Source organism: Luteimonas chenhongjianii, from assembly GCF_002327105.1.
GTDB lineage: Bacteria > Pseudomonadota > Gammaproteobacteria > Xanthomonadales > Xanthomonadaceae > Luteimonas > Luteimonas chenhongjianii.
On the sequence record NZ_CP023406.1, the window covers coordinates 2,901,154 to 2,924,812 of the forward strand.

The following is a 23,659-nucleotide window of genomic DNA, read 5'->3' on the forward strand; positions in this document are numbered from 1 at the left end:
GACTTCCGGCAGAACCTGCGCTCTAGACGCTGCCAGCTTCCGCACCGCCGCGCTGCATGGGATCAGGCAGCGGCTCGCCGGCATCGACGAACGACAGCGAGACCGAGTTGAGGCAATGACGCTCGTAGCTCGGCGACGGCCCGTCCGGGAATACGTGGCCCAGATGGCTGCCGCAGCGGGCGCACACTTCCTCCACCCGGATCATGCCGTGGCTGGTATCGCGGATCAGGCGGATATGCGCGGCATCGAACGGCGCGAAGAAACTCGGCCAGCCGGTGCCCGAATCGAACTTCGCGCTGGAACGGAACAGCGGCAGCCCGCACAGGCGGCAGCAGTAGGTGCCCTCGCGCTTGTTGTCGAGGAATACGCCGCAGAACGGCGCTTCGGTCCCATGTTGCAGCAGGACGCGGCGCTCGTCGGCGGAAAGACCCGCCTCAAGCGCGGCGCGCTGTTCGGGGCTGGGCGGCGTTAGATCGAAGCGGCTCATGGCAGTTCCGTGGAAGGCGCGATTGGACGAGATGGTGACGACGGCGCATCCATGCAAGGTCGGATGCCGTAGCGGCGGGAGAGCGTGGCCGGCTGGCAACGCGCTGCTTCGGCCCGTCCAGGCGGGCCGAGTGTCCGCCGACGTCACATCGCAGGCACGCGGCCCGGAGCCCGGGTTGGACAGCGCGATGCTGCGCAGGCAACTTAGCGCGCTCTATCGGAACACGGACCCCTTGCAATGAAGATGCGATTCGCAGCGCTTGCCGCCCTGACCACTGCACTGGCAGCCTGCTCGCCCGCACCCGCACCCGCACCGAAGACGACGGCAGACGCCGTTCCGTCCACGGCAACGGCTCCGGCCGCCGAGGCCAGCGCCGACTCCGAAGCCACCCGCGCCTACAAGCGCGCCAACGACGCGATGCACGCGGGCATGGGGATGGGATTCACCGGCGACGCCGATGTCGACTTCATGCGCGGCATGATTCCGCACCACCAGGGCGCAATCGACATGGCCGAGATCGTGCTGGAGTACGGCAAGGACCCGGAAGTGCGCGCACTGGCGCAGCAGGTCATCGCCGCGCAGAACGAAGAGATCGCGATGATGCAGCGCTGGCTGGAGGCACGTGGCGTTGCCGCCGATGCGCCCGCAGCCGACGACGACGCGCACGCGCATCACTGAGGTCGGCCCGCCAGAGCGCCTGCAACGTCGGGTGCCGGCGGGCTGGTCGCGGCAGACGGGCGGAAGCTTCCGCGCAGCGGGAACAGTCGGCCGGCCTGTCTGACCCGGACGGCTCAGCGCTGGGGATGATCCGAGCGATACGCCTGCTGACTCGGCCCGCCCCTGGCAAGCGAGCGCACCGCGACTGCAATCGCGCGCCCGGCGTCCTCAGGACGCCGGGTCGAACATGAACACACGCAGTTCCTGGTCGCACCTGCAGGCCCTGGCCAGACGCGCCGCCCACGCCACGGCCGCCTCACGCGTCGGCAGCTCGAGCACGGCGAATCCCCCATCGAGGGGCCGCGCCGCTGCGTAGCCGCCGTCGGTGACCGTGCCATCCGCGGACACCCGCACCACCGCTGCGCCGGCATCGATGCCGCCCGCGAACACATAGGCGCCGGCGGCCTTCGCCTCTTCGATCACCGCATGCGAGTCGCGCACGACGGCGTTCCATTGGTCGTCGGGCACGACCATCGCCGCCGCGGGAAAGGAGATCAGGTATTTGGCCATGCGTGATCCTCGGTGGAGCAAACCGGTGCGGCGGGCTTTCTCTTGCGCCAGGCGCGGGCCGCGTGATCTCGGCCCACGCGGGATTATCATGCGCGATGCACAACGTTATCGGTTCGTTGCTTCGCGAGCGCCTCCGGCTTGCGGCCCCCGCCCCCATCGCATTCGAGCGGGGCCGCGTCGACGCCTTCGACGGTTTCAACCGCGAGCGGATCGAGTACCGCGGACTCGAAGGCGACGTCATTCCTGCATTCCTGTTCAAGCCGACGGGGCGCCGCGCGCAAGGCGGCGTGGTGGTCTTCCACCAGCACAACGGCGAGTTCCACTTCGGCAAGAGCGAAGTCGCCGGCGATGTCGGCAGCCCATTCCAGGCATTTGGCCCGGCGCTCGCGCGTCGTGGCCTCGCCATCCTCGCCCCGGATGCACTCACGTTCGAGGATCGCCGAGGCGAGATCCGCGGCGTGGAGCCGCACGATTACGACTGGCTGCAGCACTACAGCGCCATGAGCTATCGCCTGCTGGACGGCGACACGCTGATGCGCAAGGGGCTCGACGACGCCCAGCGGGCGCTGAGCGTGCTGATCGACGCAGCCGAGGTGGACGAACGCCATGTGGGAATCGCGGGACATTCGTACGGCGGCTACACGGCGCTCTACCACGCCGCCGTCGATCCGCGATGCCGCTTCGCCTGCATCAGCGGCGCGGTCTGCAGCTTCAAAACCCGCCGCCGCGAAGAGACCGGCATCACCCTGTTCGAAGCCGTACCCGGCCTCGCGCAGCTGGTCGAAACGCACGACGTGCTGGCGGCCATCGGCCCGCGCCCGACGCTGGTCGTGTCGGGGACCGAGGACAAGTATTCGCGCGACGCGGATCAGGTCGTGGCCAAGGTAGCCGAAGACTTCATCACCGAGCTGCGCGTCGAGCGCGGACATGCGCTCGACCAAGAAAGATTTGATGCGATTGCCGAGTGGATTGTCGGCCGCGTGCCGCACCAGTGACGTCGATCAACTGGCGCACGCGTTGCTACTTAGTCGCCTGCCTTCAGAACAAGCAGCCCAGGTAAGTGAACCTGACCCCGTTAGTTTGTTCGCCTCTTCGATCACCGCATGCGACTCGCGTACGACAGCGTTCCATTGCTCGTCGGGCACGACCATCGCCGCCGCGGGAAAGGAGATCAGGTATTTGGCCATGCGTGATCCTCGGTAGAGCAAACCAGTGCCGCGGGCTCTCTCTTGCGCCAGGCGGGATTATCATGCGCGATGCACAACGCTATCGGTTCGATGCTTCGCGAACGCCTCCGGCTCGCGGCCCCCGCTCCCCTCGCATTCGAGCGCGGCCGGATCGACGCCTTCCACGGTTTCAGCCGCGAGCGGATCGAGTACCGCGGACTCGAAGGTGATGTCATTTCCGTGATGCCGCTTCGCCTGCATCAGCGGCGCGGTGTGTAGCCCACTAGTCCCAACACGGGCGCGCCCCAAGGCCTCGTCAGCCCATCAGCCCAAATCGGATGCCTCATAGAGCGGGCGGATCTCGATCTCGCTCGGTCCGGGCATCGGATTCGGGCAGCGCTTTACCCAGGCGACCGCTTCGTCCAGGTCTTCGACCTCCCACAGCCAGAAGCCGGCCACCAGTTCCTTGGTTTCGGCGAACGGTCCATCGACGACGGTGCGCTCCGCGCCCGAAAACAGGACGCGCTTGCCCTGAGAGGTCGGCTTCAGCCCATCACCGCCTTTGAGGATGCCCGCGTCAATCAGCGCCTCGTTGTACCGTCCCATCGCCTCGAACATCTCGGGCGTGGGAAGCATCCCCGCTTCGCTGTCCTGCGTGGCCTTCACCAACACCATCACACGCATCGTCGTCTCCTTCTGGCGGCGAATCGATGCCGCCTTGTCCTGGTACGACGATCAACGCCTGACCAAATCGACATCCCGATGCACTAAGCACTCGATGCGGGGACTCGATCTCGGTCAATGCACCTCGGACCGCTAAGGCGGGGAATCTACAGATTCGCTCCACGTGCAAGTACGTGAACCTGGCACCGCTATCTGGCCAAGGTAAGTGAACCTGACCCCGTTAGTTCAGCGCGGCGTGCAGCTTCGAAACCCGCCGCCGCGAAGAGACCGGCATCACCCTGTTTGAAGCCGTACCCGGCCTCCCGCAGTTGGTCGACACGCACGACGTGCTGGCGGCCATCGGCCCGCGCCCGACGCTGGTCGTGTCGGGGACCGAGGACAAATACTCGCGCGATGCGGGTCAGGTGGTGGCCAGGGTCGCCGGAGACTTCATCACCGAGCTGCGCGTCGAGCGTGGATATGCGCTCGATCAGGGAAGATTCGATGCGATTGTCGAGTGGATTGTCGGCGGCGTGTCGCACCAGTAACGTCGATCAACCGGCGCACCCTTTATTGCTGGTGACCTGCCCCTCTGAAGACAAGCTACCAAGAGAAGGGAGGCCGACCCTATCAGGCCAAACGTCACTCGGGCCAAGTGACTCTGGACCCATTATTCCTTCGACTTCATGTCAAGAAGATCGTGGTCATCGCAGCGAGCGATAGCCACAAGATCTGACGGATAGATTGGACGCGAGAGCAGAGAAACACGTGACGTGCGAGTCATCGCATTGACAAAACGCTTGTCCAACGTCAGAAAAAAATCGATCCCACTACGCTCGGCTGTCCAAAGGTGCCATGCGTCGACGTACTGGGACTCGGTGAGACATGAGCAGATCTCAGCGAAACGTCCGAACTCTTCAACACTTTGCAGCTCGAACTTGGTTAATGGCCACCTGCGAAGATTCTGCAGGTCGCCGCGCCTATTGGCTTCCAGCAGCATTTTAAAGAAATCTGTCTGGCACTCCTTCGAATTGTAAGTATTCGACGGCAAAGACATCAATCGACTTCTTTCGATGGGAGATGGGACATAGCGGAATCTGATCTTCGATAGAAGATCACCTGCCAGCCCTTGACCGACCTGCCAACCACGCATCTCTTCACTGAGCAGCTCGGCGCTCTTGAACAGAGCCAGCCAACCCGATCTTTCCAGCATGCAAAGTTCCGGCAGGATGGCCACCTCTTCTGCCTTCCAACCCTTGGGCATTTCTCGCGGGAGGACCTGGGCTACATGGAATTTTTGAGCGCGCCCCTCAGACTCGATGGTGTGCGCGGTCTTCACCCGAGTGGATTGCGTCATCCAGCGCAGCAACGATACGTCCAGCAACGCAGTTGTTTCCCTTGTCGCCATATTCAATGTCGACCTCCAATCTCAGCTGCGTTGAGGAATGGCACGCCCCCTTCCGAGCTGCAATTCTTATGCTCTTCCCAAGCCCGTCCAAGTGCCACCAGCATTTGGAGCCGCTTGGCGCTTCTTCCAAGGCTGGGGACGGCGACACGGCGTCCTTTGGGCTCCCACCCCGGAAACCGTCCTCTGCGCTTACTCGCATGAAGCGTGTGCCGGCGGGTTGCAAAATCCGCATCATTTCCGTGCGTATCAGAGAATTCTCCGCTCCCGCTGGCGGTTCGCGCCTGACGGAAGCGGCTTTCGCTCCTATGCTGTGCCCGAAATGTCCTGCCCCCCCTTCCCCGCCACAATCTCCCCCAACGCCCTTTCGAACACCTCCACCGGCTGCCCACCCGAGATCAGGTGCTGCTGGTCGATGATGGTCGCCGGCACGCTGTTGATGCCGCTGCGGATGAAGAACTGCTCTTCGGCTCGCACCTCGTCCGCATACTCGCCGGACGCCAGCACTGCGGCGGCGCGCTCGGCATCCAGTCCCACGCTTGCCGCGATGCGCACGAGCGTTGCGTGATCGCTGACGTTCTCGCCGTCCCCGTGATACGCCTGCAGCAGCGCACGCTTGAGATCCAGCTGACGACCTGCGATGCCGGCCCAATGCAGCAGGCGATGCGCGTCGAAGGTGTTCCAGATGCGCTGCCGCTCGCCGAAGGTGAAGCCGACCTCGGCGCCGCGCGCGGCGATGTTGGCGCGGGCAGCAGCGAGCTGTTCGGCCGACATGCCGTACTTGCGCTGCAGGTGCTCGGCGATGTCCTCGCCTTCCGGCGCCATCTGCGGGTTGAGTTCGAACGGGCGCACGTGGAATTCGACGTCCACGTTGTCGGGCAGGCGCGCGAGCGCCTGTTCCAGGGCGGCCAGGCCGATGGCGCACCAGGGGCAGACGACATCGGAGACGAAATCGATGCGCAGCGGCACGCGGCCGGCGGGCACGGCGCTCATGCCTGCACCATCGGCAGCTTGAGGCCCTGTTCTTTCGCGCAGGTCCTGGCGATGTCGTAACCCGCATCCGCATGGCGCATGACGCCGGTGCCGGGATCGTTCCACAGCACGCGGGCGATGCGCCTGTCGGCTTCTTCGGTGCCATCGCAGACAATCACCACGCCCGAGTGCTGCGAATAGCCCATGCCGACGCCGCCGCCGTGGTGCAGGCTCACCCAGGTGGCGCCGCCGGCGACGTTGAGCATGGCGTTGAGCAGCGGCCAGTCGCTGACGGCATCGCTGCCGTCGCGCATGGCTTCGGTCTCGCGGTTCGGCGATGCGACGGAGCCGGAATCGAGATGGTCGCGGCCGATGACGATCGGCGCCTTGAGCTCGCCGTTTCGCACCATTTCGTTGAAGGCCAGGCCCAGCTTGTCGCGCAGGCCCAGGCCCACCCAGCAGATGCGCGCAGGCAGGCCCTGGAAGGCGATGCGCTCGGCGGCCATGTCGAGCCAGCGGTGCAGGTGCGGGTCGTCGGGAATGAGTTCCTTGACCTTGGCGTCGGTCTTCGCGATGTCCTCGGGGTCGCCGCTCAGCGCCACCCAGCGGAACGGGCCGATGCCGCGACAGAACAGCGGACGCACATAGGCCGGCACGAAACCGGGGAAATCGAAGGCGTTGCTGCAGCCTTCGTCCTTGGCCATCTGGCGGATGTTGTTGCCGTAATCGACGGTGGGAATGCCCAGCGCATGGAAGGCCAGCATCGCCTCGACATGCACGCGCATGGACTGCTTGGCGGCGTCGCGTACCTTCTCCGGATTGGCGGTCTGCTCGTTGATCCACTGCTCGACGCTCCAGCCGATGGGCAGGTAGCCGTGCACGGGATCGTGGGCGCTGGTCTGGTCGGTCACGCAGTCCGGGCGCACGCCGCGCTTCACCAGCTCGGGCAGCACCTCGGCGGCGTTGCCCAGCAGCGCGATGGATTTCGCCTCGCCCGCCTGCGTGTACTTCTCGATGCGCGCGAGTGCGTCGTCGAGATCGGTGGCCTGCTCGTCGACGTAACGCGTCTTGATGCGGAAGTCGATGCGGCTCTGCTGGCATTCGATGGTGAGGCTGCACGCACCGGCGAGGCTCGCGGCCAGCGGCTGCGCGCCGCCCATGCCGCCAAGGCCGGCGGTGAGGATCCACCTGCCGGTTAGATCGCCGCCGTAATGCTGGCGGCCCATCTCGACGAAGGTTTCAAACGTGCCCTGCACGATCCCCTGGCTGCCGATGTAGATCCACGAGCCGGCGGTCATCTGGCCGTACATCGCCAGACCCTTGCGGTCGAGTTCGTGGAAGTGCTCCCAGGTTGCCCAGTGCGGCACGAGGTTGGAATTGGCGATCAGCACACGCGGCGCATCGGCATGGGTGCGGAACACACCGACCGGCTTGCCGGACTGCACCAGCAGGGTTTCCTCGTCGCCGAGGGTTTTGAGCGATTCGATGATGGCGTCGTAGCTGGCCCAGTCGCGCGCGGCGCGGCCGATGCCGCCGTAGACGACGAGGTCTTCGGGACGCTCCGCCACTTCGGGGTCGAGGTTGTTCATCAGCATGCGCATCGGCGCCTCGGTAAGCCACGAGCGGCAGGTCAGCGCGCTGCCACGCGGCGCGCGGATCTTGCGGGACGGATCGTGGCGCGAGGCATCGGTCATTGCGGCATTCCGTTGGAGACGATGCGGCGATTATCGCACCGGCCCGCAGGGCGGCTGGTGCGCCGCGGCGTGGCGCCGGCGCGGCGCCGCCGTATCCTTCGCGGCATGACACCACGCCACGTTTTCCTCGCTGCCGCCTGCACGGCCGCACTCGCCGCCTGCGCAACGCCCACGACGCCTTCCGCCCCGGCCCCATCCGCATCGAAAGCAGGCCCCGACGCGCCGCGCGTGCTGGTGTTCTCGCGCACGGCCGGGTTTCGCCACGATTCGATCCCGGTGGCGATCGAAACGCTGAAGATGCTCGGCGCGCAGGCCGGCATCGCTGTGGACGCGAGCGAGGACGCCGCGCTGTTCGATGACGCCACGCTGGCCACCTACACCGCGGTGGTGTTCAACAGCACCACGCGCGAAGTGCTCGATGCCTCGCAGCAGGCAGCGTTCGAACGCTATATGGAAGCGGGTGGCGGCTTCATGGGCGTGCATGCCGCCGCCGACAGCGGCTACACCTGGCCGTGGTACGGCGACCTCGTCGGCGCGTGGTTCGCGCGACATCCCGAGGGCCTGCAGTCGGTGCGCGTGGTGTTCGAGGGCGACGCCGGCCCCGACGGCGCGCGCGAGTGGCAGGTGACCGACGAGATCTACGACTACCGGCGCAATCCCCGGCCCAGGGTGCGGGTGACGGCCTCGATCGACCCGGCCTCGCATCCCGACGGCCGCATGGGCGACGACCACCCGATCGCCTGGTGTCATCGCAATGCCGGCGGACCGGCCTGGTACACGGGGCTGGGCCATGACCCGGCGCTCTACGCCGACCCGGTGTTCCGCGCCCAGCTGCTGCGCGGCCTGGAGTTCACCACCGGCCGCCGCGCGGAGTGTTGAGCGGACACGGAAACGCCCGGCCGTAACCGGGCGTTTCGATGCAGCGTGGGATCAGTAGATCGAAGGATCCAGCCGACGCAGCGCGTCCTTGAGATCGACCGAGCCGGTGCGATCGATGTCCTCGCGGGTATAGACCCGCCCGCCACCGTTCACGCACTCCTGCTCGGCACGCCTGGAGCGGGTATTGCGGGCCGCGGTGATGCGCGAGCCGGTCTCGCGGATGCAGAAGCGATCGCCCGCGCTCGCGCGTTGTTGTCCGCGCTCGCGCACCACCTCTTCCTCTTCTTCCTGCTGTTGCTGCGCCTGTGCGACCTGCGAGACCGTGCCGAACGCAAGGCCGGCCAGGATTGCCGCCGTCCACCATGCATGTTTCATCGCGCACCTCCCGGTGCAGTCCATCGGTCCGCCACGATACGCCGTGCCGCTGGCGCGGTGTTCGCTGGCCGATGAACATCCGCACGGGCTGCTTGTAACGGGCAAGCCTTCACGCCGCTGACTGCGCTCCGTCATGTACCGCCGTTATCCTGTGCACATGCCTGTCGCTTCCCGTGTGCGCGCGTATGCGCTGCTTCCGCTGTTGGTCCTGGTCGCGTCCTGCGCCACGCCCGATATCTCCGAACTCCCGACCTCCGCCGCCACGCTTTCGGGCCCTGCGGCGAAGCACCCGACCCTGCTTCTGATCTCGCTCGACGGCGTGCGCCCGGACTATCTGGGCCGCGGCGATACACCCACCCTCGACGCCCTCGCCGACGCCGGCGTGCAGTCGTGGATGCGCCCGTCCTATCCGTCGCTGACCTTTCCCAACCACTACACCCTGGTGACCGGCCTGCGCCCCGACCGCCACGGCCTGATCCACAATTCGATGTACGACGAAGCGCTGGGCGAGTTCCGGTTGTCGGACCGCGACGCGGTGGGCAATGCGGCCTGGTTCAATGACGGCGAGCCACTGTGGGTGACCGCCGAGAACGCCGGCCTGCGCACCGCCACGCTGTCGTGGCCCGGCAGCGAAGCCCCGGTGCGCGGCGTGCAGCCAACGCAGTGGTCCCGGTTCGACGCAGCGCGCCCGATCGAAGAGCGTGTGGACACGGTGCTGGGCTGGCTTCTGGCCCCCGAAGCCAGCCGCCCGGCCTTCGCCACGCTGTACTTCGAGCATCCAGATTCCGTCGGCCACGACTACGGGCCGAACTCGCCGGAAGTCCGCCAGGCCATGCGCGAGGTCGATTCGGGCCTGGCGCGACTGGTCGAAGGCCTGCGTGCGCGCGGGCTGCTGGGCGGCGTGAACCTCGTGCTGGTGTCGGACCACGGCATGGCCGAGGTGCCGCCCGGTCAGGCCATCGCAATCGAGGACATGGTCACCATCGAGGAGGCACGGGTAACGTCCACCGGCCAGGTGATCGGTATCGTGCCGAACCCCGGCTTCGAGGCACAGGTGGAACGCAGGCTGCTCGGGGCGCACGCCCGCTACGACTGCTGGCGCAAGGGCGAGCTGCCGGCGCGCTGGAAGTTCGGCACGCATCCGCGCGTGCCGCCGATCGTCTGCCAGATGCATCTGGGCTGGGATGCCGTACCGCGCGCATCACTGGCCAGGCGGCCGACGCACGCGCGCGGCTCGCACGGCTTCGATCCCGCCGCCCCCGAGATGCGCGCGTTCTTCATCGCGCATGGCCCGGCTTTCCGCGAGGGCGTGCAGCTGGACGGCTTCGACAATGTCGATGTGTATCCGCTGCTCGCCCGCCTCTTGGGCGTCACGCCCGCCGACAACGATGGTGATCCCGCGACGCTGCTGCCGGCGCTGCGTGATGGGGTGCGCTGAGGGCGCCTGATCCGCTGGAGGGTGTGATGGCTGCCGGAGGTCGACCTCACCTCTCTCCCGGAGGGAGAGGAGCTTGGGCGCTGCGGATGGTTGGCTGTGAGCTGCGGCCCTCACCCCAACGCCTGTCCCGGAGGGAGAGGGGCTTCGGGGCTGCGGGTGGTTTGCTGTGAGCTGCGGGCCTCGCCCCAACCCCTCTCCCGGGGGGGAGGGGCTCGGGCGCTGCGGGTGGTGTGCGCGGGAGCTGCGGCCCTCACCCCAACCCCTCTCCCGGGGGGGAGGGGCTTAGGCGCTGCGGAGGGAGAGGGGCTTTGGGGCTGCGGGTAGTTTGCGGCGATCTGCGGGCCCTCACCCCAACCCCTCTCCCGGAGGGAGAGGGGCTTAGGCGCAGTGCGTGATTGCTGCGATGTGCGGCCCTCACCCCAACCCCTCTCCCGGAGGGAGAGGGGCTTATGCGCTGCGACGGTGGGCATGGTGGGCGGCCTTCAGCCCGATTCTGATCGAGCCCCTCTCCCCCCGGGAGAGGGGTTGGGGTGAGGGCAGGTACTCGCGGAACACCCAAGGCACGCTGCGACATCCATGTCCGAAAACGGCCAGTCCGGCCGCAGGCCCGGTGCTAGCCTGCATCGCATGTCGCCTCCGACCGCCCTGCCCGATGCCGCCGTCTGCGAACAGGCACGCCTGAGTCGCGATGCGCGCTTCGACGGGCTCTTCTTCACCGCGGTGCGCACGACGGGCATCTACTGCCGCCCGGTCTGCCCGGCACCGCCGCCGCGTGCGGGCAATGTCGTCTACTACCCCAATGCGGCGGCGGCCGAGGCCAACGGCTTCCGGCCCTGCCTGCGCTGCCGGCCCGAGCTCTCTCCGGCCGATGGCAGCTGGCACCGGGGCGACCACATCGTCGCCCGCGCGCTCGCGCTGATCGATGCCGGCGCGCTGGACGCGCAGCCGCTATCGGCGCTGGCAGCGCGCCTGCATGTCGGCGAACGCCAGTTGCGGCGATTGTTCGTCGAACGCCTTGGGGCCGCGCCGATCGGCGTGCGCGGCACGCGTCGCCTGCTGTTCGCCAAACAGCTGCTGACCGAAACCGCGCTGCCGGTCACCGAGATCGCCCTCGCGTCGGGCTTCAACAGCCTGCGGCGTTTCAATTCGGTGTTCCAGGCCGCCTATCGCATGCCGCCGCGCGAGCTGCGCAGGGCGCCGCCGCAGCATGCGCATGGCGATGCACTGACGCTGCGGCTCGGCTACCGGCCACCCTACGATCTGCCGGCGATGCTGGACTTCCTGCGCGGCCGCGCCCTGCCCGGTATCGAACTTGTCGACGGGAGCAGCTACAGCCGCGTCATCGGCCCGGCCGAAGCTCCCGGCTGGCTGCGCGTGGATGCCTGGCCGGCAACCCGGAGCGAGCCGGCCCCCGGCGCATTGCGGCTGAGCTTGCACGGCTGCCCGCCCGCGCGGATGCAGGACACCGTGCAGCGCGTGCGCAGGATGTTCGACCTCGACGCGGACCCGGGTGTCATTGCCGCGCATCTGGCGGGCGACACGCGCCTTGCGCCACTGCTCCGCGCGCGACCCGGCCTGCGCCTGCCCAGTGGCTGGGATGGCTTCGAGATCGCGGTGCGCGCGGTGATCGGCCAGCAGGTGAGTGTCGCGGCGGCGCGCACGCTGACCGCGCGGCTTTCGCAACGCTTCGGCGCGCCGTTGCCTGAGGCAATTGCCGCGCGCGGATTCGCGCACCTGTTCCCGACCCCGGCAGCGCTGGTCGATGCCGACCTCGACGGCCTTGGCCTGATCGGCAGCCGCATCGCGACGATCCGCGGCATCGCCGCCGCCCTGCTCGATGGCCGGGTGGATTCCGACCGCTCGCGCACGCTCGACGATTTCGTCGCGCGTTGGGTCGCGCTGCCCGGCATCGGCCCGTGGACCGCTCAGTACATCGCCCTGCGCGCACTCGGCCATCCGGATGCCTTTCCCGCCGAAGACCTGGTGCTGCAGAAAACCCTTCCGACCGATGGCACGCGCATGACCGCCAACGCGTTGCGGGCGCACGCCGATGCCTGGCACCCCTGGCGCGGCTATGCGGTCTTCCACCTGTGGCGCGAGGCCGCGACGACGGTGCCCGCGCGCGCGCCCGGTCCGGCGCCCGTTCGCACGTCCGCAACCCGGAGACGCACATGACTCCCTATCCGGCCCCGGTCTTCACCCGCACCATCGGCAGCCCTGTCGGCCCCCTGTTCCTGGTCGCGTCCGGCGCCGGCCTGCATGCGATCGAATTCGAGTCGGCCAGGCATCCAGTGCGCCGAAACGACGACTGGCGCGAGGGCGCGCACCCCGTGCTCGATGCGACGCAGCAGCAACTGGACGAGTACTTCACCGGCCGACGCCGCAAGTTCGACCTGCCGCTCGCCGCGCACGGCACGCCGTTCCAGCAGGTGGTCTGGCAGGCGCTGACGCGCATCCCCTTCGGCGCCACCGCGAGCTACGTCGCACTGGCGAGGTCGATCGGCAGGCCGACGGCATCGCGCGCGGTCGGCGCGGCGAATGGTCGCAACCCCCTGTCGATCGTCGTGCCCTGCCATCGCGTCATCGGTGCCGGCGGGCTGCTCACCGGCTTCGGGGGCGGACTTCCGACCAAGGCCTTCCTGTTGTCACTGGAGGGTGCAAGGCCGCGCGACGACCTGTTTGCCGGCGGGGATGGCGACGCGCGCGATTGATGGGCGGCAACCGTCCCTGCGGGTACGGGGCGTCCCGTGGCCGCTTCGATACCCGCTGAAGCGTGTCGGGGCACGCCCGCATGCTGCCGGAGGCAGGGTCACATGCCGCGGAAGCGGTGCACGAAGGCCGCACTGACCGGCAGCGACTCGCGATGCCCGCGAAGGCTGATCCGGGTCTTGCCGAACTCGTCGCGGCGCACGCGGTCGATCGACGACACGCGCACCAGGGTGCCGCGATGCACCTGCCAGAAGGCGTCGGGATCGAGCCCGGCCAGCAGCTCCTTGACCGGCGTGCGGATCAGGGCCTCGCCGTCCGCGGTGACCACGCGGACATACTTGTCCTGGGCCTGGAAGAACAGCACCTCGTCGATGCCGATCATGCGCACGTGGTCGCCGACGCTCGCGCTGATCCAGCGGATCTGCCGCTCACCCTGCGGGCGCAGGCGTGCCTCGAGCTCGATCACCGCCTGCATGTCGTCGCGCGGCGCCTGCCGCAGGCGCGCCTGCAGGCGTTCGACCGCCAGCCCCAGGCGCGCCGGCACGATGGGCTTGAGCAGGTAATCGACGGCGCCGGCCTCGAACGCGCGGATCGCGTATTCGTCGTAGGCCGTGGTGAACACGACCAGCCCCCGCCGGCGACGACTGCACGCGCGACATCGAGCCCGCCGACGCCAGGCATGCGGATATCGAGGAAGGCGACCCGCGGCCGGTGTTCGGCGGTGGCCTGCAACGCGGCGATGCCGTCCTCGCATGCGGCCACGATGTCGAGCCCGGGCCAGGCGGTCTCGAGCATGGCGAGCAGCGCAGCACGTTGCGGCGCTTCATCTTCGGCGAGCAGCGCGGTGACGCAGGAGTTCGCGCTCATCCGCCCTCCAGTGGCGTGCGCACTTCGGCGCGCGCGCCGCCGGTGACGGCGCCCGACAGCTGCAGGCTCGCCCGCGCGCCGTAGCGCGCCGCGAGTTGTTCGCGCACGTTGGCCAGCCCCATGCCGCCGCCGATGCCGGGCTGCAGGCCCGCGCCGTCATCGGTCACGGCCACGCAGAGCTGGTCGGCCTCGCGCCACGCGCGCAGGCACACGTGGCCTGCGCCGGGCCTGGGTTCGATGCCGTGCTTGATCGCGTTCTCGACCAGGGTGATCAACAGCAGCGGCGGATAGGGCAGCGCGCGCAGCGAATCGTCGGCCTCGATCGTGTAGCGCAGGCGGTCGGCGGTGCGCAGGCGCATCACTTCCAGGTAGCGCGCACAGATGTCGAGCTGGTCACCGAGCGTCGCGCGCAGGCCGGCCTCGCCATCGCGCAGGCGCGGGATGGTCGTGCGCAGGTAGTCGACCAGTGCATCGAGCGTGGCTTCCGCGCGCGAGGCGTCCTGCCGCACCAGTGCACGCACCGAAGCCAGCGTGTTGAACAGGAAATGCGGCTCCACCTGGGCCTGCAGCGCCGCGAGCCGCAGCTCCGACTCGCGGCGCTGGGACTGTGCCTGCGCCAGTTCGCTGCGGTGGCGGCTCTCGGACAGGCGCCCCTGCTCGAGGAAGTACGCCCGCAACGCCGCCCCGCCACCCAGCAGGCCGTAGATCAGCCCGAGGGTAAGCAGCCTGATCACCACCGAGACCGCCTGCATCGCGGCGGTCCCCGCCTCGCGCCGCGCGGCGTCGATATCGATGACGCCCTTGCCCATCTCCGAGACCAGGAATTCGTTGATGCGCGCGCTGGCCCATGAATCCACCACCCAGGACACGCCGATGCCGGTGCACAGCGCGATCACCACGCCCACGCGTTCCCGGGCCAGCGGCAGGCGCATGTGCCTGACCGCAGTGGCGAACGCGGGACCGGCGGTGGTGATCAGCAGGAAGCCGAAGAAGGTGTAGGCCGTCGCCGTCAGCGCGCCGCGCACGCTCGCCGGCGACAGCAAGGTGCCCAGCAGGGTCAGCAGCGAGAACACCGCGATCACGCTGCCGAACAGCAGGATCCGTCCACCGAGCCACGGCAGACTGAACACCGGATAGCGCCGGTAGCGGGTCCACAGCAGGTTTCCGCCGACGACGACACTGTCGGGCAAGGGCTGGTAGAGCGGCACCGTGGTCTCGGTCACTGCGCGGCCTTCAGTCGCGCTCGCCGCGTGTGACCCGCCCGCCCTGGTGCAGGTCGAGCGCGATGACCGCGCCGGAAGCGTCGCGCTCGAAGCGCAGCTCGATGCCGTACGCAGGCGCTTCGAAGACATCCGCCTTCGACGGCGTGAGCGTGAAAGCACCCTGTCCGGTGGCCTGGGCCCGCAGCTCACCATCGGCCTGGTCGATCGTCAGCGCGAACCCCGGCGCCAGCGGATAGACACCCGCGTAATCCGACAGCGCCGCGACCGGCGTCGCCTCGGCCCGGCCTTGCGCGGGCTCCGCCGCCGCGCGCACCCGCGTTGCCGGCATGGCGCCGCCGCCCTGGTGCCAGACGAAGCTGTAGCTGCCGTCGGACGCACGCCTCGGCGACAGCAGGGCATCGAAACGCACGGGAAAGAAATCGCCGGCATCGTCGTAGGCAAGTTCGAAGACCGGCTGTCCCACCGGATGGATCGTCAGGCCATCGCCCTTGCGCGCGAGTTCCACCTGCAGGCCGGGGCCGAGTTGCCACGTGCCCACCAGCGCATCGACGAGCTCGGCCGGCGGCGTCGCCAGCCTGCGCGGCGGGCTGACCGGCATCGATGGCTCGAGCAGATGCGCGCCGAGTCCACCGAGTCCGCCGAGCGCGGTCAGCGCGGTATCCGACAGCACCACCACGCCGCGGCCCTGCGCCGGATCGAACCCCACCAGCGACGAGAAGCCGCCGGTACCACCTTCGTGCATCAGCACCTGCCTTCCGGCCAGCGGCACGATCATCCAGTTCATCGCCATCGGCGGCTGCTGCGAAACCGGCTGCTGCGTGGCCCGCAATGACGCGAGCACGGGTCCGGCGTCGGCGCCGGGCGCCTGGCCGAGTTGCGCCTGCACGTAGCGCACCATGTCGTCGAGCGTGGCACGCACGCCCCCTACCCCGGCCATGTCGCCGGGAATGGTCCAGGCCGACGTCGCCTCGCCATTGGGCAGATGGCCCGCCGCCGCGCGCACATGCGACGGCGTTTGCGCGAGATGCGCCCCGGTCATCCCGAGCGGCGCGAACAGGCGCTCCTGCAGCAGGGTTTCCAGCGGCTGGCCGGCGCGGCGCGCGACCGCGTACGACAGCAGCATCGATGCGAAATTCGAATATTCGAACTGCGATCCGGGCGCGCGCGACAGGGTCACGTCGCCGAGCGAAGCCAGCAACGCCTCCGGGGTCAGTGCGGCGTAAGGATCGGCGGCATCGGTGACCTGCATCCTCGCCGGCAGCGCGGGCAGGCCCGAGGTATGGGTGACGACATGGCGCAGCAGGATCGGCTGGCCATCGAACGTCGGGACCGGCGTGCCCTCCGGCAGCAGGCTTGCAAGCGGATCATCGAGCGAGGCACGGCCCTGTCCGATCAGCTGGGCGAGCAGGGCGGCGGTCATGGTCTTGCTGACCGAGCCGATCTCGAACGCGCTGTCGGCGCCGATGCGCGGCGTTGCGGCGCCATCGGCGCAGCGGTAGGCGCGGGCCACGGCGTCGCGTTCGACCACCGCGACCGCGAAGCACGCGCCGGTGCGGTCGCCTGCGAGGCGCCGGTCGACGGTCTCCGCGAGCGCGGCGTCGGTCATCGCGGATGCGCCGCCGCTCAAGGTGAGCAGCGCGGCGAGAGTCAGTGCGTTCGGCAACATGTCAGGGCCTCCTGTCTGGGATGTTGCCATGCTCTTCGCCCGGCATCGGGCGCGCCGGGGTTTGCGACGAACGCATCGGATCGCACGACGGAATGCGCGCAGGCGGGATGCATGGCGGGAATCGTCCACGGGCATGGCGCGGATCGGGCTACACAACCGCGAGGTCCATCTGGCCGTGCGTGCGAACAGCGCCAGTGCGCCTGCCGCTGCGCTAGTCGGCCAGCAGCTTGCGCATCGCGTCGGCGTAGTCGCGCGCGGCGTCCTCGTGCAGCGCGTGCCGACCATCCGCAACGACCCGGCGGCCGCCCACGTGCACCTCGCGCACCAGCGGCCGGTTGCCGGAGAACACCCATCGGTCGAGCACGTCGTCTGCGGTTGCGCCAGCCAGCACCGGCGCCGCGGCATCGAGGACCACGGCGTCTTCGCGCGAGGTGAAGCCGGTCGAGGCGGCAGCGCTCGCCTGCACACCATCGAATAGGGTTGCGCCCACGCTCGGCGTGGCGCTGCCAACGGCGATGTTGCGGCGTCGCGCGACCAGTCGCTGGCCGTACTCGAGCCAGCGCAGCTCCTCGACCGGCGACACCGAAATATGCGAATCCGAACCGATGCCCCAGGCGCCACCGGCATCGAGATACGCCCGCAGTGGAAACAGGCCGTCGCCGAGGTTGGCCTCGGTGGTCGGACAGATCGCGACGGTGGCGCCACTGCGGGCAATGCCTGCCACCTCGGCCGCGTCGAGATGGGTCGCATGCACCAGGGTCCAGCGCGCATCGACCGGCGCGTGGTCGAGCAGCCAGGCGACCGGTCGCGCGCCGCGCATGGCCGCGCATTCGTCGACTTCGGCGACCTGCTCGGCGATATGGATATGCACCCGGGCATCGGCGGGCAGAGCCGCAAGCACCGCCTGCATCGCCTCGGCCGGCACCGCGCGCAGGCTGTGCAGCGCGCAGCCGACGCGCAGGTGCTCGCCCTGGCGCGCGTGCAGGTCCTCGAACAGTTGCAGATAGCCATCGACCGCGTGGCCGAAGCGGCGCTGGCGCGCCCCGAGCGCACGGCCGTCGAAACCGCCTGCCATGTACAGGACCGGCAGCAGGGTCAGGCGGATTCCGGTGTCGTGCGCGGCCGCGATCAACGCATCCGCCATCGCGGTAGCGGGCGCATACGCGGCGCCGTCCGGCGCGTGGTGCAGATAATGGAATTCGCACACCGTGGTGTAGCCGGCCTCGAGCATCTCCACGTACAACTGCGTGGCCACTGCGCGCAGCAGGCCCGGATCGAAACGCGCCGCCATCCGGTACATCGTCTCGCGCCAGGTCCAGAAGGAATCCGCCGGATCGGTCTGCACTTCCGCCAGCCCCGCCATCGCCCGCTGGAACGCGTGCGAATGCAGATTGGCGATCCCGGGCAGGCGCCAGCCTGCGGGCGTGCGCTGCACATGCGGCGTGTCGGCATCTCGCATCGGAAGGTTCCTCGGGCGGTGCGTTAGGCTAACCCGTCACTCCAAGCGCGCACAGGAAGCAGATGCCGAACGCCATCCTCATCGCGGCCCCGGTCGTCCGTGCGGGGCTCACGCTGCCGGTGCTCGCGGCGGCCGCGCATCTCGACGCAAGACCGTCTGCGTCAGGCGCCAGCGGCTGGACGGTTGCGGGCGACCTGCCCGCCACCCGCACCGATCGCGTCGACAGCGGTGGACTTGCGGGTCTCAACGGAGGCGGCGATGGCAACTGAGCGCTGGGACGGCCTGCTGCTCGGCGCAACGCTCGCCACGCTGGCCGACGACACCGGCTATGGCCTGATCGAAGACGGCGCGCTCGGCTGGCGTGACGGGGTGATCGCCTACGCCGGCCCGCGTGCCGGACTTCCGCAAGACATCGAGGCGCGCACCGACCTGGTCATCGAGACGGACGGCCTGGTCACCCCCGGCCTGATCGATTGCCACACCCACGTCGTGTTCGCAGGCAACCGTGCCGCGGAGTTCGAACAGCGCCTGCAGGGGGCCAGCTACGAGGAGATCGCACGCGCCGGCGGCGGCATCGTCTCGACGGTACGCGCCGTGCGCGCAGCCGACGAGGACACCCTGCTCGCCCAGTCGCTGCCACGCGCGCGTGCCCTGGTGGCCGACGGCGCGACCACGCTGGAAATCAAATCCGGCTACGGCCTCGACTTCGACAACGAGCGCAAGATGCTGCGCGTCGCGCGCCGCATCGGCGAGCTGCTCGGCATCACCGTGCGTACCACGTTCCTCGGCGCCCATGCACTTCCGCCGGAATTCGCGGGGCGCAGCGACGACTACATCCAGGCGGTCTGCGGCTGGTTGCCGCGGCTGCACGACGAAGGCCTGGTCGATGCGGTGGATGCGTTCGCCGAGCGCATCGCCTTCAGCGCAGCGCAGACGCGGCGCGTGTTCGAAGTGGCGCACGCGCTGGGGCTTCCGGTGAAGCTGCACGCCGATCAGCTCAGCGATGGCGCGGGCGCGGCGCTGGTCGCCGAATTCGGCGGGCTTTCGGCAGACCACGTCGAATACACATCAGAAGCTGGCGTCGCCGCGATGGCGCGGGCCGGCACGGTCGCTGTCCTGCTGCCCGGCGCGTTCCATGTATTGCGCGAGACCACGCTGCCGCCGCTCGCTGCGTTCCGCCGCGCCGGCGTGCCGATGGCGATCGCGACCGACTGCAACCCCGGCACCTCGCCGCTGCTCTCGCTACGGCAGGCCATGCAACTGGCCTGCACGCATTTCCGCCTCACCCCGGAGGACGCGCTGCGCGGCGCCACCGTGCACGCGGCGCAGGCGCTGGGACTCACCGATCGCGGGCGACTTTCCGTAGGCCAGCGCGCCGATTTCGCCTGCTGGAAACTGGCGCATCCGGCCGAACTCGCCTACTGGCTCGGCGGCCCGCTGCTGACGATGTCATTCGCCGGTGGCCAGCGGCTGGCCTGAACCCGGCCGCGCCCGGGCGCCCGCTCCATAACGCGAAAGCCCCGCGGATGCGGGGCTTTCAATAGGCGCAGAGGCTGGAAGACTCAGCCGGCCTTCTTGGCCACTGCCTTCTTCGCCGGCGCCTTGGCAACCGTCTTGCTGCCGGCCTTCTTCACGACCGGCGCGGTCGCGGTGCCCGTCGCCTTGACCAGACCCTTCGAACGGGAATTGCCGTAGCTTGAATTGTAGCGCTTGCCCTTGAGGGTCTTGCGGTCGCCCTTGCCCATTGCTGTGCTCCTGGAATGCTGCGTGTTGATATGTTGGACGCAAGTGCACCGCTCCGGCGCACTGGACCGCGGATTCTAGCACGTGGTCGGAACCGGTCTCCCGTTCAACCGACGCGGTGGGCGTGGGCCAGCCGCAGGTTCAGCAGATGCGCGCCGGCCAGCAGCAGCCCCCCGATCGTCATGACTAGTGCATGGCCGATGGTGTGGTCGTGCAACTGGCTGAACGATCCCGCCCAGACCAGCGCCAGGCCCGGCAGCAGCAGGGCCCATGCGCGGAACGCGCGATGGCGCCGCCATCCCAGCGTCAGCGTGGTCGCGCCGAGCAGGGTCGCGAACACGACGAAGGCCTGGTCCAGATCGATCCATCCCCCCAGATTCAGACCGAATGCCGGCAGTAGCGCCAGCAGGATCGGAAACAGCGCGCAATGGATCGCACACAGGAACGAGGCGGCGAACCCGACGCGGTCTGCGCGTCGAAGGGCGGAATCTTGGGCAGCCATGTCTTCTGGGGGGTGCGGGGATTTGCGTGACATTATAACATTCGCTCCTCGTTCTCCAGTGTACTCCAGCCATGCCCCACCGCTTCATGCCGCGCCGTTCACGCCTGGCCATCTCCGTGGCGCTGCTGCTGCCAGCCGCGACCACGCTCGCGCAGAACCAGAGCCAGACGCACGCCCACCCGACCACGCTCGAGCGGGTGGAGGTCACCGCCACGCCACTCGGTGGCGACGCCGAGGACCTGGCCCATCCGATCGAGGTGCTGCACGGGGATGCGCTCGAGGACCGCAAGGCCGGTAATCTGGGCGACACGCTGTCCTCGCTCCCGGGCGTGCAGAGCGGCTTCTTCGGTACCGGCGTGGGTCGACCGATCATCCGTGGCCAGGAAGGCCCGCGGGTGCAGGTGCTCTCCGGCGGGATCGGCAGCATGGACGCCTCGACGGTCAGCGCCGACCACGCCGTCGGCATCGAGCCCTTCCTCGCCGACCAGATCGAGGTGCTCAAGGGCCCGGCCAACCTGCTCTACGGCAGCGGCGCGATCGGCGGCGCGGTGAACGTCGTCGACGGACGCATCGCGCGCGAAGTGCCCGATCGCCCCCTCAGCGGCCGCGCCGAGTTGCGCGCAGGCAGCGGCAACGACGAGCGCAGCGGCATGTTCCGCCTCGACGGCGTCAGCGGGGACAACCTCGTGCTGCATGTCGACGGCCTGATCCGCAACACGGGCGATTTCGACATCCCGGGTTTCGCGCAGGTGCCGGACGGTCCCGACCATGGGCACGATGACGGACATGACCATGACCACGACCATGGGCACGGCGAGGAAGAGAACGCCTACGGCACCCTGCCCAACAGCTCGATCCGTACGCGCGCCGGCGCAGTCGGCGCGACCTGGTTCGGCGCGCGTGGCCATCTGGGCGTCGCGCTGAGCACCTACCGCACCAACTACGGACTGCCCGACGGTGCCCACGCCCACGCCGAAGGCGACGACGGACACGACCATGGCCATGGTCACGGGCACGACCACGGGCACGACCACGACGATGGGCATGGCCATGGCGAGGACGAGCACGGTCATGAAGACGGCCCGGTCCGCATCGATCTCGCGCAGAACCGCATCGATCTCAAGGGCGGCATCTACGATCCGCTGCCGTTCCTCAGGGCGTTGAACCTGCGCGCCGCCCACAACGACTACGAGCACGTCGAACTCGAAGGCGGCCTGGCTGCCACGCGCTTCACCAACAAGGGAACCGAGGCGCGCCTGGAAGCAGTGCAGAACACCTTCAACGGCTGGGACGGCGCCTTCGGCCTGCAGGTGGGCCATGTCGATTTCAGCGCGGTCGGCGAAGAAGCCTTCGTGCCGCCGAGCGTGACCGACACCCTGGGTCTGTTCGTCGTGCAGGAGAAGGACTTCGGCCCGGTGAAGCTCGAATTCGGCGGCCGCCACGAGCGTGTCGAGATCGATCCGGCCGCAGGCGAGGGGCGCAAGTTCGACGCGAGCAGCCTGTCGGGCGCGGCGATCTGGCATCTGTCGGAGACATTCGACCTGCGCTTCGGTGCGGACATCTCCGAGCGCGCGCCGAGCAACGAAGAACTGTTCGCGGCCGGCCCGCACATCGCGACCCGTTCGATCGAGATCGGCGACGCCGACCTCGACACCGAGCGCGGCCAGCGCCTTGAAGTGGGCCTGCATGCGCACACCGACCGCGTCGAGTTCAAGGCCGCGGTCTACCAGACGAAGTTCAAGCGCTACACCTACCTCGCCGACACCGGCGTGGCCGAAGACGGGTTCCCGGTGCGGCTGTGGACCCAGGGTGATGCGACCTTCCGCGGCGCGGAAGCCGAAGCGAAGTTCCACCTCGTCGAGTCGGAGGCTGGCGATTTCGACCTGCGGGTGTTCGGCGACATCGTGCGCGCGCAACTCGACGGCAGCGGCACGCGTCACGTGCATTTCGATGTGCCGCATGGCGACCACGGCCACCACTACCATGCCGACATCGAGATGGGCGGCAATCTCCCGCGGATCGCACCGTCGCGCTTCGGCGCCGACATCAACTGGACGCTCGGAGGCCTGCGGGCGCACGCCGGCGCGGTGCGCTACCAGAAGCAGGACCGCGTTGCGGCGCTGGAAGATCCGAGCCCCGGCTACACCCTGGTCAATGCCGGTATCGCCTGGCGCCTGGGCCAGGCCGACGGCACCCAGTGGGAACTGTTCCTCGACGGTCGCAACCTGACGGATCGCGAAGCCCGCCCGCACACCTCGCTGCTGCGCGATTTCGCGCCGCTGCCGGGGCGCATGGTCGCCGGCGGGGTCCGCGTGTTCTTCTGACCCGGGAACCCCCGGCGGTCCAGATCGCTCGCCCTTGACCTGTGTCGTCTCCGCCCCGCTCCGGCCTCCGGCAGCGGGGCTTTTTCATTTCGGTACGCGGCGTCGTTGGGGGCATGCCCCAGCGCGCAGGCACGCGTGCTGTCCCGCCACGGGCGTTGATGAGATTCGCGGCCCGTCAGGCGATGGGCCGATCGCCGCTCGGCATATGCACCGCCTGCTGCGCCCGAAGTCGGGTCAGGCGCTTGCGGCGTCCGCGCATTGCGCGCACAGGCCGTGCACTTCCAGCGTCTGCGCCTGAGGAACGAAGCCGAGCGCGCGCGCACGCGCGTCCAGCGCGCCGACGACCACCTCGTCCTCGAGTTCGACCGCGCTGTGGCAGCGGTCGCAGATCAGGAACGGCACCGAGTGCTGGGCCGTGCTCGGGTGGTGGCAGGCCACGAAGGCGTTGACCGACTGCAGCTTGTGGATGAAGCCATTGGCCAGCAGGAAATCCAGCGCGCGATAGACCGTCGGCGGCGCCGCGGCGCCAGGGCCATCGCCCTCGCGCACCTGGTCCAGCAGGTCGTAGGCCTTCAGCGGCCGCCCCGCCCTTGCGATCAGGCCCAGCACATACGCCCGGATCGGCGTCAGCCGCAGCCCGCGTTCGCCGCAGGCACGCTCCACCGCGCCGATGAAACCGGCGGCGTCGTCGACGTGATGATGCGGATCGGTGCAGGGGTGGGCGTGCGTGGCCATGCATCCATGATGAGTGCGGGGCGGCGGGGACTCAAGCGCGCCTGAACGCCGCCGCCGACGCCTGGCGTGCGGCTTCCAGCGGAATCCTGGTCTCACCCACGGGCGGCCGTCGCGTTGGCCGCGGA

General features: G+C 68.8%; 25 protein-coding genes and 1 pseudogene. 10 read left to right on the plus strand and 16 right to left on the minus strand.

Annotated elements, in window-relative coordinates; translation table 11 throughout:
* Positions 1 to 22: 22 nt before the first annotated feature.
* Positions 23 to 487 carry a peptide-methionine (R)-S-oxide reductase MsrB gene (msrB, locus tag CNR27_RS13085; protein ID WP_096299424.1) on the minus strand — a complete coding sequence of 155 codons (465 nt, stop codon included), beginning with the start codon at positions 485 to 487 and terminating at the stop codon, positions 23 to 25.
* A gap of 237 nt (positions 488 to 724) precedes the next feature.
* On the opposite strand from msrB, the gene copM reads away from it, so the two are divergent.
* Positions 725 to 1,165, plus strand: a complete 441-nt coding sequence (copM, locus tag CNR27_RS15780; protein WP_096299426.1) for a CopM family metallochaperone — start codon at positions 725 to 727, stop codon at positions 1,163 to 1,165.
* 207 nt (positions 1,166 to 1,372) lie between these two features.
* Here copM and CNR27_RS13095 read toward each other — a convergent pair whose 3' ends face one another.
* On the minus strand, positions 1,373 to 1,714 hold the full coding sequence (locus CNR27_RS13095) for a YciI family protein (protein ID WP_096299428.1): 342 nt from the start codon (positions 1,712 to 1,714) through the stop codon (positions 1,373 to 1,375).
* Between the two features lie 95 nt (positions 1,715 to 1,809).
* Here CNR27_RS13095 and CNR27_RS13100 point away from each other — a divergent pair, with 95 nt between their 5' ends.
* On the plus strand, positions 1,810 to 2,709 hold the full coding sequence (locus CNR27_RS13100) for an alpha/beta hydrolase family protein (protein WP_096299430.1): 900 nt from the start codon (positions 1,810 to 1,812) through the stop codon (positions 2,707 to 2,709).
* Between the two features lie 6 nt (positions 2,710 to 2,715).
* Here CNR27_RS13100 and CNR27_RS15595 read toward each other — a convergent pair whose 3' ends face one another.
* The 3 genes from CNR27_RS15595 to CNR27_RS13115 all read right to left on the minus strand — a co-directional run bounded on the left by CNR27_RS15595 (position 2,716) and on the right by CNR27_RS13115 (position 3,564).
* The gene (locus CNR27_RS15595) at positions 2,716 to 2,901 is read right to left on the minus strand and encodes a hypothetical protein (protein ID WP_199730836.1); all 186 of its coding nucleotides are present in this window, start codon (positions 2,899 to 2,901) and stop codon (positions 2,716 to 2,718) included.
* 60 nt (positions 2,902 to 2,961) lie between these two features.
* On the minus strand, positions 2,962 to 3,141 hold the full coding sequence (locus CNR27_RS15365) for a hypothetical protein (protein ID WP_123831544.1): 180 nt from the start codon (positions 3,139 to 3,141) through the stop codon (positions 2,962 to 2,964).
* Positions 3,142 to 3,204: 63 nt separating this feature from the next.
* Complete coding sequence (locus CNR27_RS13115) at positions 3,205 to 3,564, minus strand: YciI family protein (protein WP_096299434.1); 360 nt, start codon at positions 3,562 to 3,564, stop codon at positions 3,205 to 3,207.
* A 308-nt stretch (positions 3,565 to 3,872) separates the two neighbouring features.
* Here CNR27_RS13115 and CNR27_RS13120 point away from each other — a divergent pair, with 308 nt between their 5' ends.
* Entirely contained in the window at positions 3,873 to 4,091 is a 219-nt protein-coding gene (locus CNR27_RS13120; protein ID WP_096299436.1) for a hypothetical protein, read from the plus strand.
* Between the two features lie 122 nt (positions 4,092 to 4,213).
* Here the strand turns inward: CNR27_RS13120 and CNR27_RS13125 are convergent, their stop codons facing one another.
* The 3 genes from CNR27_RS13125 to hutU form a co-directional block, all read right to left on the minus strand.
* Positions 4,214 to 4,951, minus strand: coding sequence for a hypothetical protein (locus CNR27_RS13125; RefSeq protein ID WP_096299438.1), 738 nt, complete (start codon positions 4,949 to 4,951; stop codon positions 4,214 to 4,216).
* A 303-nt stretch (positions 4,952 to 5,254) separates the two neighbouring features.
* Positions 5,255 to 5,941, minus strand: coding sequence for a DsbA family oxidoreductase (locus CNR27_RS13130; RefSeq protein WP_096299440.1), 687 nt, complete (start codon positions 5,939 to 5,941; stop codon positions 5,255 to 5,257).
* Positions 5,938 to 7,614 (minus strand): urocanate hydratase, encoded by a 1,677-nt coding sequence (gene hutU / locus CNR27_RS13135; protein ID WP_096299441.1) that lies wholly within the window; start codon positions 7,612 to 7,614, stop codon positions 5,938 to 5,940. The genes CNR27_RS13130 and hutU overlap by 4 nt, the downstream gene beginning before the upstream one ends.
* Positions 7,615 to 7,719: 105 nt before the next feature.
* Between hutU and CNR27_RS13140 the strand changes: the two genes are divergently transcribed.
* Positions 7,720 to 8,493: a ThuA domain-containing protein gene (locus CNR27_RS13140; protein WP_096300657.1), complete on the plus strand. Its 774-nt coding sequence runs from the start codon at positions 7,720 to 7,722 to the stop codon at positions 8,491 to 8,493.
* A gap of 51 nt (positions 8,494 to 8,544) precedes the next feature.
* Here CNR27_RS13140 and CNR27_RS13145 read toward each other — a convergent pair whose 3' ends face one another.
* Entirely contained in the window at positions 8,545 to 8,868 is a 324-nt protein-coding gene (locus tag CNR27_RS13145) for a hypothetical protein (protein ID WP_096299443.1), read from the minus strand.
* A gap of 157 nt (positions 8,869 to 9,025) precedes the next feature.
* Between CNR27_RS13145 and CNR27_RS13150 the strand changes: the two genes are divergently transcribed.
* From CNR27_RS13150 to CNR27_RS13160, 3 genes are all read left to right on the plus strand, one after another.
* Complete coding sequence (locus CNR27_RS13150) at positions 9,026 to 10,306, plus strand: alkaline phosphatase family protein (protein WP_096300659.1); 1,281 nt, start codon at positions 9,026 to 9,028, stop codon at positions 10,304 to 10,306.
* Between the two features lie 627 nt (positions 10,307 to 10,933).
* A complete protein-coding gene (locus CNR27_RS13155; protein ID WP_096299445.1) occupies positions 10,934 to 12,481 on the plus strand; it encodes a DNA-3-methyladenine glycosylase 2 in 1,548 nt (515 codons plus the stop codon).
* Positions 12,478 to 13,017, plus strand: coding sequence for a methylated-DNA--[protein]-cysteine S-methyltransferase (locus CNR27_RS13160; protein ID WP_096300661.1), 540 nt, complete (start codon positions 12,478 to 12,480; stop codon positions 13,015 to 13,017). The genes CNR27_RS13155 and CNR27_RS13160 overlap by 4 nt, the downstream gene beginning before the upstream one ends.
* Before the next feature lie 98 nt (positions 13,018 to 13,115).
* On the opposite strand, the pseudogene CNR27_RS13165 reads toward CNR27_RS13160, so the two are convergent.
* The 4 genes and pseudogenes from CNR27_RS13165 to CNR27_RS13180 form a co-directional block, all read right to left on the minus strand.
* A pseudogene (locus tag CNR27_RS13165) lies at positions 13,116 to 13,882 on the minus strand (LytR/AlgR family response regulator transcription factor).
* A complete protein-coding gene (locus CNR27_RS13170) occupies positions 13,879 to 15,105 on the minus strand; it encodes a sensor histidine kinase (protein ID WP_245815634.1) in 1,227 nt (408 codons plus the stop codon). Before CNR27_RS13170 ends, CNR27_RS13165 begins: the two are co-directional and overlap by 4 nt.
* Before the next feature lie 10 nt (positions 15,106 to 15,115).
* Positions 15,116 to 16,771: a serine hydrolase gene (locus CNR27_RS13175; RefSeq protein WP_179948187.1), complete on the minus strand. Its 1,656-nt coding sequence runs from the start codon at positions 16,769 to 16,771 to the stop codon at positions 15,116 to 15,118.
* Between the two features lie 211 nt (positions 16,772 to 16,982).
* Positions 16,983 to 18,230 carry a formimidoylglutamate deiminase gene (locus CNR27_RS13180; protein ID WP_096299451.1) on the minus strand — a complete coding sequence of 416 codons (1,248 nt, stop codon included), beginning with the start codon at positions 18,228 to 18,230 and terminating at the stop codon, positions 16,983 to 16,985.
* A gap of 62 nt (positions 18,231 to 18,292) precedes the next feature.
* Here CNR27_RS13180 and CNR27_RS13185 point away from each other — a divergent pair, with 62 nt between their 5' ends.
* Positions 18,293 to 18,499 carry a hypothetical protein gene (locus tag CNR27_RS13185; protein WP_096299453.1) on the plus strand — a complete coding sequence of 69 codons (207 nt, stop codon included), beginning with the start codon at positions 18,293 to 18,295 and terminating at the stop codon, positions 18,497 to 18,499.
* Positions 18,489 to 19,709 carry an imidazolonepropionase gene (gene hutI, locus CNR27_RS13190; protein ID WP_096299455.1) on the plus strand — a complete coding sequence of 407 codons (1,221 nt, stop codon included), beginning with the start codon at positions 18,489 to 18,491 and terminating at the stop codon, positions 19,707 to 19,709. Before CNR27_RS13185 ends, hutI begins: the two co-directional genes overlap by 11 nt.
* A gap of 83 nt (positions 19,710 to 19,792) precedes the next feature.
* Here hutI and CNR27_RS13195 read toward each other — a convergent pair whose 3' ends face one another.
* On the minus strand, positions 19,793 to 19,975 hold the full coding sequence (locus CNR27_RS13195) for a 30S ribosomal protein THX (RefSeq protein WP_096299457.1): 183 nt from the start codon (positions 19,973 to 19,975) through the stop codon (positions 19,793 to 19,795).
* A 104-nt stretch (positions 19,976 to 20,079) separates the two neighbouring features.
* A complete protein-coding gene (locus tag CNR27_RS13200; RefSeq protein WP_096299459.1) occupies positions 20,080 to 20,475 on the minus strand; it encodes a MerC domain-containing protein in 396 nt (131 codons plus the stop codon).
* 71 nt (positions 20,476 to 20,546) lie between these two features.
* Between CNR27_RS13200 and CNR27_RS13205 the strand changes: the two genes are divergently transcribed.
* Complete coding sequence (locus tag CNR27_RS13205) at positions 20,547 to 22,799, plus strand: TonB-dependent receptor (protein WP_096299461.1); 2,253 nt, start codon at positions 20,547 to 20,549, stop codon at positions 22,797 to 22,799.
* A gap of 234 nt (positions 22,800 to 23,033) precedes the next feature.
* On the opposite strand, the gene CNR27_RS13210 is transcribed toward CNR27_RS13205, so the two are convergent.
* On the minus strand, positions 23,034 to 23,534 hold the full coding sequence (locus tag CNR27_RS13210) for a transcriptional repressor (protein ID WP_096299463.1): 501 nt from the start codon (positions 23,532 to 23,534) through the stop codon (positions 23,034 to 23,036).
* Between the last annotated feature and the right edge of the window lie 125 nt (positions 23,535 to 23,659).

Coding starts and splice junctions, on each gene's coding strand:
- msrB (WP_096299424.1), bottom strand. CDS start 487: ATGAGCCGCTTCGATCTAACGCCGCCCAGCCCCGAACAGCGCGCCGCG.
- copM (WP_096299426.1), top strand. CDS start 725: ATGAAGATGCGATTCGCAGCGCTTGCCGCCCTGACCACTGCACTGGCA.
- CNR27_RS13095 (WP_096299428.1), bottom strand. CDS start 1,714: ATGGCCAAATACCTGATCTCCTTTCCCGCGGCGGCGATGGTCGTGCCC.
- CNR27_RS13100 (WP_096299430.1), top strand. CDS start 1,810: ATGCACAACGTTATCGGTTCGTTGCTTCGCGAGCGCCTCCGGCTTGCG.
- CNR27_RS15595 (WP_199730836.1), bottom strand. CDS start 2,901: ATGGCCAAATACCTGATCTCCTTTCCCGCGGCGGCGATGGTCGTGCCC.
- CNR27_RS15365 (WP_123831544.1), bottom strand. CDS start 3,141: ATGCAGGCGAAGCGGCATCACGGAAATGACATCACCTTCGAGTCCGCG.
- CNR27_RS13115 (WP_096299434.1), bottom strand. CDS start 3,564: ATGCGTGTGATGGTGTTGGTGAAGGCCACGCAGGACAGCGAAGCGGGG.
- CNR27_RS13125 (WP_096299438.1), bottom strand. CDS start 4,951: ATGGCGACAAGGGAAACAACTGCGTTGCTGGACGTATCGTTGCTGCGC.
- CNR27_RS13130 (WP_096299440.1), bottom strand. CDS start 5,941: ATGAGCGCCGTGCCCGCCGGCCGCGTGCCGCTGCGCATCGATTTCGTC.
- hutU (WP_096299441.1), bottom strand. CDS start 7,614: ATGACCGATGCCTCGCGCCACGATCCGTCCCGCAAGATCCGCGCGCCG.
- CNR27_RS13140 (WP_096300657.1), top strand. CDS start 7,720: ATGACACCACGCCACGTTTTCCTCGCTGCCGCCTGCACGGCCGCACTC.
- CNR27_RS13145 (WP_096299443.1), bottom strand. CDS start 8,868: ATGAAACATGCATGGTGGACGGCGGCAATCCTGGCCGGCCTTGCGTTC.
- CNR27_RS13150 (WP_096300659.1), top strand. CDS start 9,026: ATGCCTGTCGCTTCCCGTGTGCGCGCGTATGCGCTGCTTCCGCTGTTG.
- CNR27_RS13155 (WP_096299445.1), top strand. CDS start 10,934: ATGTCGCCTCCGACCGCCCTGCCCGATGCCGCCGTCTGCGAACAGGCA.
- CNR27_RS13160 (WP_096300661.1), top strand. CDS start 12,478: ATGACTCCCTATCCGGCCCCGGTCTTCACCCGCACCATCGGCAGCCCT.
- CNR27_RS13175 (WP_179948187.1), bottom strand. CDS start 16,771: ATGTTGCCGAACGCACTGACTCTCGCCGCGCTGCTCACCTTGAGCGGC.
- CNR27_RS13180 (WP_096299451.1), bottom strand. CDS start 18,230: ATGCGAGATGCCGACACGCCGCATGTGCAGCGCACGCCCGCAGGCTGG.
- CNR27_RS13185 (WP_096299453.1), top strand. CDS start 18,293: ATGCCGAACGCCATCCTCATCGCGGCCCCGGTCGTCCGTGCGGGGCTC.
- hutI (WP_096299455.1), top strand. CDS start 18,489: ATGGCAACTGAGCGCTGGGACGGCCTGCTGCTCGGCGCAACGCTCGCC.
- CNR27_RS13195 (WP_096299457.1), bottom strand. CDS start 19,975: ATGGGCAAGGGCGACCGCAAGACCCTCAAGGGCAAGCGCTACAATTCA.
- CNR27_RS13200 (WP_096299459.1), bottom strand. CDS start 20,475: ATGGCTGCCCAAGATTCCGCCCTTCGACGCGCAGACCGCGTCGGGTTC.
- CNR27_RS13205 (WP_096299461.1), top strand. CDS start 20,547: ATGCCCCACCGCTTCATGCCGCGCCGTTCACGCCTGGCCATCTCCGTG.
- CNR27_RS13210 (WP_096299463.1), bottom strand. CDS start 23,534: ATGGCCACGCACGCCCACCCCTGCACCGATCCGCATCATCACGTCGAC.